General features: G+C 62.2%; 7 protein-coding genes and 1 pseudogene. 7 read left to right on the top strand and 1 reads right to left on the bottom strand.

What is annotated here, in order from left to right:
• Positions 1–82: 82 nt before the first annotated feature.
• Positions 83–505: a homoprotocatechuate degradation operon regulator HpaR gene (gene hpaR / locus ACW9I6_RS29245; RefSeq protein ID WP_457340119.1), complete on the bottom strand. Its 423-nt coding sequence runs from the start codon at positions 503–505 to the stop codon at positions 83–85.
• A 195-nt stretch (positions 506–700) separates the two neighbouring features.
• Here hpaR and ACW9I6_RS29250 point away from each other — a divergent pair, with 195 nt between their 5' ends.
• The 7 genes and pseudogenes from ACW9I6_RS29250 to ACW9I6_RS29280 form a co-directional block, all read left to right on the top strand.
• The gene (locus ACW9I6_RS29250) at positions 701–1999 is read left to right on the top strand and encodes an NAD(P)/FAD-dependent oxidoreductase (RefSeq protein WP_008437180.1); all 1299 of its coding nucleotides are present in this window, start codon (positions 701–703) and stop codon (positions 1997–1999) included.
• A gap of 154 nt (positions 2000–2153) precedes the next feature.
• Positions 2154–2519, top strand: coding sequence for a cupin domain-containing protein (locus ACW9I6_RS29255; protein WP_003209872.1), 366 nt, complete (start codon positions 2154–2156; stop codon positions 2517–2519).
• A gap of 52 nt (positions 2520–2571) precedes the next feature.
• Complete coding sequence (locus ACW9I6_RS29260; RefSeq protein WP_102605819.1) at positions 2572–3231, top strand: helix-turn-helix transcriptional regulator; 660 nt, start codon at positions 2572–2574, stop codon at positions 3229–3231.
• An 86-nt stretch (positions 3232–3317) separates the two neighbouring features.
• The gene (locus ACW9I6_RS29265) at positions 3318–4139 is read left to right on the top strand and encodes a molybdenum cofactor biosynthesis F family protein (protein ID WP_177051959.1); all 822 of its coding nucleotides are present in this window, start codon (positions 3318–3320) and stop codon (positions 4137–4139) included.
• Positions 4132–4932, top strand: coding sequence for an SDR family NAD(P)-dependent oxidoreductase (locus tag ACW9I6_RS29270; RefSeq protein ID WP_457340120.1), 801 nt, complete (start codon positions 4132–4134; stop codon positions 4930–4932). The genes ACW9I6_RS29265 and ACW9I6_RS29270 overlap by 8 nt, the downstream gene beginning before the upstream one ends.
• Complete coding sequence (locus ACW9I6_RS29275; protein ID WP_008437176.1) at positions 4925–5686, top strand: SDR family oxidoreductase; 762 nt, start codon at positions 4925–4927, stop codon at positions 5684–5686. The genes ACW9I6_RS29270 and ACW9I6_RS29275 overlap by 8 nt, the downstream gene beginning before the upstream one ends.
• Before the next feature lie 174 nt (positions 5687–5860).
• Positions 5861–7062 (top strand): annotated as a pseudogene (locus ACW9I6_RS29280) (type IV secretion protein Rhs); the annotation flags it as partial.

Genomic DNA, 7062 nt, shown 5'->3' on the forward strand with positions numbered 1-7062 from the left:
AGCGGTGTATCAGTGCCAGGTTTGTTGGCTGACCCACCGCATTCGCGAGCAAGCCCGCTCCCACATTTGGATCGGCGGTGTGTCAGCGCTTGATAGCCTTCAACTCATCCAGCAACCCCAACAACACCTGCAACTTCTCCTCCCCGAACTGCTCCTGCAACCGCTGATAATTCTCCTCCATGCACTGGCTCATCGACTCGAAACTGGCCTTGCCCTTCTCCGCCAGCGTCACCAGCACCCGCCGCTGATCCTGCTCGGCCTTGCGCCGGTGCACCATCCCCGCCGCCTCCATGCGCACCAGCACGCCGGTCATGCTCGGCTTGAGAATGCACGCCAGTTCCGCCAGTTGGTAAATCTCCAGCTCGTCATGCTGGCTGAGAATTCGAATAACCCGCCATTGCTGCTCGGTCAGTCCATGCTCATTCAGCGAGGGCCGGAAAAAACTCATGGCCGCTTCACGGGCCTGAAGCAAGGTCAGGGTCAGGGATTGTCTGGGTTTCAACATAGGCTCAGGGTCACGATAGATTTAGTTAATGTTTTAACGAAACTCTAACACTCTCCTCCCCACCTCACGCTATAACTTGTGAAGCCGGCGAAGGCTCTGGCGCGCAGGATCAAAACCGGCGGCACACAGAATCAAGACATCCAGCGCGCCAACGGCCTTAATACACTCATTAGCTCTTCACTGTCAGGCAGCGCAATGATCAATATCGAAACGCCGACCTATTACACGGCGACCAAGAAATACAACCTCAGCTTCCCCACCCTGGAGCAGGACGTGGAAGCCGACGTGGTGATCATCGGTGGCGGCTTTTCCGGGATCAACACCGCCCTGGAGCTCGCCGAAAAAGGCATCACCAACATCGTCGTGCTGGAAGCGCGTTACCTGGGTTTCGGCGGAACCGGGCGTAACGGTGGGCAGATCATGGCCGGCATCGGCCACGACCTGGAAAAGATCAAGAAGGACGTGGGTGAAGACGGCCTGCGCCAGATCTTCGAGATCAGCGACCTGGGCGCCGACATCATCAAGAACCGCATCGCCAAGTACGACATCGATGCCGACTTCTGCCACGGCTATGGCTACATGGGCTTCAACGCCCGCCAGGAAAAGACCCTGCGCGCCTGGGAGAAAGACTTCAAATCCATCAACACCCAACACGAGATCCGCTTTCTTGGCGGCTCCGACGTCAGGCAGATCATCGGCTCCGACGCCTACAGCAGCGCCCTGCTGCACATGGGCGGCGGGCATGTGCACTCGTTGAACCTGCTGCTGGGCGAAGCCAAGGCCCTGGCCGGCCACGGCGTGCGGATTTTCGAGAACAGCCCGGCGCTGGAAGTCAGTTATGGCGAGCGCATCACCGTGCGCACCGGCCGCGGTTCGGTCAAGGCCAGCAAGCTGCTGTGGGCCTGCGACAGTTTCCTCAACAAGCTGGAGCCGGAACTGCACCGCTCTACCATCAACACCTACGCGTTCCAGATGATGACCGAGCCGTTGCCAGAAGAGCTGATCAACCGTATCAGCCCGATTCGCGGGGCCTACAGCGACATTCGCCCGGTGATCGACTACTACCGCGTCACCAACGAAAACCGCCTGCTGTTCGGCGCCGCCACGCCTTTGGTGGAGCACATTCCCGGCGATTTGAAAGCCTGGAACCGCAACCTGATGCTGAAGATTTTCCCGTACCTCAAGGACGTGAAGATCGACCTGGCCTGGGGCGGCCCGATGGCCTGCAGCCCGAACCTGTTCCCGCAGGTCGGCACCTTGCCCGGGCGCAGCAACGCGTTCTACGTGCAGGGCTATTCGGGCTTCGGCGTGACCCCAAGCCACATCATCTGCAAGGTGCTGGCCGAAGGCATGAGCGAAGGGTCGGCGCGGTATGACCTGGTCAGCTCGATCCATCGCCCGACCATCATCGGCAAGGACGCGATCCGCCCACTGCTGCTTACCGCCGGCAAGTCCTGGCATCAGCTCTCCGGTTACTGGAACGGCCGCCGCTAAATCCCACGCCTGACACCTGTAGGAGCGAGCTTGCTCGCGAAAAACCCAAGGGCGCCGCGCTCATCCAGAACGCCAACGTCATCGTTGACGACCTTCGCGAGCAAGCTCGCTCCTACAGTTGGTCACTAAATTTTTCTCATCAGGAGCAACTGCCATGACCCTCGTTACCCTCAAGAAAGACATCCAGCTATCCGAACTCGACGCCTGGGGCACCGTCGCCGACCTCGGCTCGACCATCCTCGAAGGCGAAGTCCGGGCCTTCGGCAAAATGACCTTCGGTGCCCCCACCGACCCGGTCAGCAGCGCCTATTTCGGCACCACCCAGGGCAAGTTCCGCATGGTCTACCCGTTTGCCGAACAGGCCACCGTGGTCACCGGCGAAGTGGTACTCACCGACGAATCCACCGGCCAGAGCACCCGCTACAAGGCCGGTGACAGCTGGTTCGTGACCAAGGGCACCCCGGTGCTGTGGGAAGTGGTCAGCGAAAGTTTCGTCAAACACTACTTCGCCGTGGTGTGATAGCCCCGGCTGCCGGCACCCGTCGGCAGCCTTTTGGCGCAGGTGCCCACCCATGCACGCTCTCCCCGCCCACGAAGTCGCCGGCCAGTGCCTGCAGGCTTTCACCCGCTTGATTCCGGTCAGCCAGGCCGCGTTCTATTGCGTCGACCGCCAGCTGCAAGCCCGGGATTTCCAGTTGCACGGCATGAGCGGCGAAATGCACCGCGACTACCTCGACAACTACCGTCAATTCGACCCGTTGCAACCGCGCAACTGCCTGTCCAGTGGCCTGGCGGTGGTGCCGCTGGGCCTTGCCATGGCCCGCCAGCCGGCGCGGGATACCCGGCGCTATGGGGATTTTCTGCGGCGCTATGGCGTGGTCGATGTGGTGGAGATTTTCGCCCAGCGCGCCGGCCAGCCCCAGGCGGCGATTTCGCTGTTGCGCACCGCCGACCAGGGCGCTTTCACCGGCGAGCAACTGGCCCAACTGAACGCCCTGCAAACCTTGCTGCAACTGGCGGTGGCCAACATGCAGCCCACTGAAGATGCATTGGCCGGTCTCACACCCAAGGAGCGCCAGATCGCCCTACTGTTGCGCCAGGGCGCCAGCAATAAACAGCTGGCCCAGGAGCTGGACGTCGGCCTGCCCACCATCAAGACCCACCTGATCAACCTGTTTCGCAAGACCGGCGTCAGCAGTCGTACCGAGCTGGTGGGCAGCCTGTTTCTGTAGTTCGCCTCAACCATCCGGTTGATACCCGCGCCTGCTCCCGGGCGCGATGATTCGTGGTGTTCACCCACCCAACCGGAGCATCGCAAATGACCACCCCTTCTGACTGGATCACCGTGGGCGCCCTGGCCGACGGCTTCGCCCCAGAGGCATTTATCCTGCCGAACCTGGCCGACCTGAGCGGCAAGGCCTTCACGCTGCACTTCGCCAATGGCTGGCAGATCGAGCACCGGTTCGAGCGCGACAGCCTGTCCTGGGTCGCGGCCGACGGTCACTCCAGCGGCAGCGCCACCTACCGTGCGACCTCGGTGCGCCCAGGCCTGTACCTGGTGGATTTCATCAAGCGCGAAGGCACGCAGGCCTGGTCGGTCAGCCTGGTGCTCGACACCGCCAGCGCTTCGTTCACCGCTGTGCTCGGGCGCATGCCCACCCAGGAACAAACCCGCGAAGGCCTCTACAGCCGCGCCCTGGCCGGTAAGCCGCTGACGTCGGTGGAAGTGGAATTCCTCCACGGCAGCCTCGACCGCCCGTGGCAGCCAGGCCAATGCCCCCACGCACCAACCACCGACCTGATCGGCCTGCGCAACCAGTATCGCTACAGCCCGAGCGAGGTCTACGAGCACATCTACCTCAACCACCAGTTCTACGCCTGGCAATGCCTCAAGGGTGTCGAGCAAGGCCTGTGCGACACCGACCGCTGCGATTACTACAAGATCGCCGACCAGCTCTACCTGTTCGTCTGGCGCGAAAAAATCATCCCTACCCTTGGCCTGGTGCTGATCGACCTGCAACAGCACCGCAGCGACGGCAAGATCTTCGGCTATGCCGACGCCTCCTTCGATGAGCTATCGAACTTTCCCATCAGTTCCTACTGCCAGGTGCTCAATCGCACGGAGCATCCTGATGACTGAGCCGCGCACGATTGTGATCACCGGGGCCGGCACGGGCATCGGTGCTGCGTGCGCCCGGCTGTACGCCGCCGAGGGTGCGCAGTTGGTACTGATCGGCCGTCGTCACGAGCCGCTGGAGCAGGTCGCGCGGGAAACCGGGGGGTTGGTGTTGGTGGGTGATGCAGCCTGCCCGCAGACCTGGGAGGGTTTTATTGCGCAGATTCGCCAGCACTATGGGCGGATCGACGTGCTGCTGGCCTGTGCGGGCGGCCATGGTGTGGGCAGCGCCACCGACACCAGCCCGCAGTCCTGGGAGGCGGCGCTGCGCAGCAACCTCGACAGCGCCTTCTACAGTGCGCGGGCGTGTTTGCCGCTGCTGCTGGAAAGTGGCGGGAACATCGTGCTGATGGGTTCGATTGCCTCACTGGCTGCCGGGCCCGAGGTGTGCGGCTACACCACGGCCAAGCATGCCTTGCTCGGGCTCAATCGCTCGCTGGCCCGGGATTATGGCCCGCGCGGGGTGCGGGTGAACGCGGTGTGCCCCGGCTGGGTGCGCACGCCGATGGCGGATGAGGAGATGCAGCCGTTGATGGACTTTTATGGCGAAACGCTGCAGCACGCCTATGACCGGGTGTGCGCCGACGTGCCGTTGCGACGCCCCGCCAGCGCTGAAGAAATCGCCAGGGTGTGCCGCTTCCTGGCATCCAGTGACGCGTCGATCATTACGGGTGCGACGCTGGTGGCGGACGGGGGCTCAAGCATCGTCGATGTGCCGACGCTGGCCTATGCGCGTATGGAGCAGCGTCATGAATGAAGACCTGGACTTCACTGGTCGCAACGTATTGGTAACGGGTGGCGCCCAGGGTATTGGTCGGGCCATCGTCGAAGCGTTTGCCCTGCGGGGTGCGCGGGTGATGATCGCTGACCTGCAACTGGCAGAGGCGCTCGCGCTGGAGCTGTGCGGGCGCAGCTGCCAGGTGGAAGCGGTGACGGTGGATCTGGCGGATGCGGCTGCGGTTTTCGAGCTGATTGCAGGGGTGGAACACGACTGGGGGCGGCTGGATATTCTGGTGCATAACGCCGGGTATTTTCCGCTGACGCCCTTTGCCGAGATCACTCCGGCGATGCTCGGCCGTACCTTGGCGGTCAACCTCTCGGCGTTGTTCTGGCTGACCCAGGCGGCGCTGCCGATGTTCCGCCGTCAGGGTCGGGGCTGCGTGCTGGTTACGTCGTCTGTCACGGGGCCGCGGGTTGCGTTTCCGGGGTTGAGTCACTATGCAGCGTCGAAGGCCGGGGTCAACGGGTTCATTCGCAATGCGGCGCTGGAACTGGCCGGTTTGAATGTGCGAGTCAACGGTGTGGAGCCCGGCATGATCGCAACCCCGGCCATGGGCAACCTGGGGGATGACCAGGTAAATGCACAGATCGCCAGCCGGGTACCGCTGGGACGGCTGGGCGCACCGTCGGATATTGCCGGGGCAATGCTGTTCCTGGCATCGGACCTGGCGGGCTATATCACTGGGCAGACGCTGGTGGTGGATGGCGGCTCGACCTTGCCGGAGGTTTAACGAAACGTCCTACCGAACTGCCGGATAACCTCTACTCCCCTGCCCTGAGAACCTCTGCAAAGTCCCTCGCCTGATCACACAGCGCGAGGGAACGCCGATGTTTTTTTCGATTAATGCCCTGCCCGATGGGGCTGCCTCTTGAATCCCGCCATAGGCTTTCTGGTGGTGGCGGCGATGGACCCGAAGACGCGCGACGTCGATGGGGTTCTCAACGACTTCACACATTGCCTGAACACCTACGACGCGTGGGCCGAGAGCTTCTGGAGCTTTTCGGCACTGGATGTCGAGCAGGTGTTCAAGGTGGGGGATGAAGTTGCGCTGGTTGCTCCCATCACCCGTTCTCTTTATCCCAGCAGCACCGTCGCGACCTGCAAAGCCAACGCGTCGTTGACCCTGGTGCATATGTTCCAGAGCACGCGGTTCGTGCCCATCGGTAATACGCCGGTGATGCTGCAGGAAGTCGCGCAAGACGGTGGTCCCCTCGGCGATCCCATCCATAAGACCATCGGCCCCAGCGGCATTCTCGAAGTCACCGAGTGCACGGTCGACCGGCAGTATCGAGTCAGCTTTTATCCCAACGTTTCCAGGGATCACGTCAAGGCACTGTATGCCTCCTATCAGTCCGAGATCAGCTCGCTGGAAGGCAACTTGCGCGGTCAGTGGACGAGCACGTTCAAGCCGATATGGGAGAGCTATGCCAAGGCGGGTTATGGCGAGCGCTACACCTCGCTGCAACTGGCTTATGCGCGGGGCTTTGAAAACGTGCTTTACGGCCTCTGGGACGGTATTGCGCAGCTGTACCAGTGGTTGGCAGACATCAAGCCCAACAGCGAAAAGCTCCTGCAGTACCTCTCCCAAGCCGAGCTTGGAGCGCTGCTGAAGCTCAGTCATGAGGCGATTGCCAAGGGATTGTTGATTCTCAGCGACGAGCCGCTGCTGTTCATCTACCTGTCCGCAATGGTCAGTTGGATGCGCATGCTGCCGCCGCACTACATGTTTGAGTTGCTCGGGGAAATCACCACCGAGGTGTTGCTCAACCTGCTGTTGCTGTGGGCTACCGGCGGTATGGGTGTGGCGGTACGGCTGGGCGCGCAGGTGCTGGGCAAGGTCAGGTCCGAGCGGGCACGGGAGTGGTTGGAACAGATTGCCAAGTTGGGCGGTACGGCCCCGTTGGATAGGCACGCGGAGGTGCTTAAGCCGTTATCGCTTCAGAGTCAGGCAGTACCGGTGAAGGCTGCGGCGGTGCCGTTGAAGGCTGGCGTGGATGAGATTTCCAACCCGGCACCGATGGTGCGGGAGCCGAAGACGGCGCGCACGGCGTTGGTGAAGCAAGAACATGTGGATGATGCCCCGGCTTCGGCGAAAAACCCCAATGG

The sequence above is a fragment of the Pseudomonas sp. SDO5522_S412 genome (genome assembly GCF_054071215.1).

Bases quoted from the DNA above. Each gene is read 5' to 3' on its own strand.
- ACW9I6_RS29250 (WP_008437180.1), top strand. From the start codon at position 701: ATGATCAATATCGAAACGCCGACCTATTACACGGCGACCAAGAAATAC.
- ACW9I6_RS29255 (WP_003209872.1), top strand. From the start codon at position 2,154: ATGACCCTCGTTACCCTCAAGAAAGACATCCAGCTATCCGAACTCGAC.
- ACW9I6_RS29265 (WP_177051959.1), top strand. From the start codon at position 3,318: ATGACCACCCCTTCTGACTGGATCACCGTGGGCGCCCTGGCCGACGGC.
- ACW9I6_RS29260 (WP_102605819.1), top strand. From the start codon at position 2,572: ATGCACGCTCTCCCCGCCCACGAAGTCGCCGGCCAGTGCCTGCAGGCT.
- hpaR (WP_457340119.1), bottom strand. From the start codon at position 505: ATGTTGAAACCCAGACAATCCCTGACCCTGACCTTGCTTCAGGCCCGT.
- ACW9I6_RS29270 (WP_457340120.1), top strand. From the start codon at position 4,132: ATGACTGAGCCGCGCACGATTGTGATCACCGGGGCCGGCACGGGCATC.
- ACW9I6_RS29275 (WP_008437176.1), top strand. From the start codon at position 4,925: ATGAATGAAGACCTGGACTTCACTGGTCGCAACGTATTGGTAACGGGT.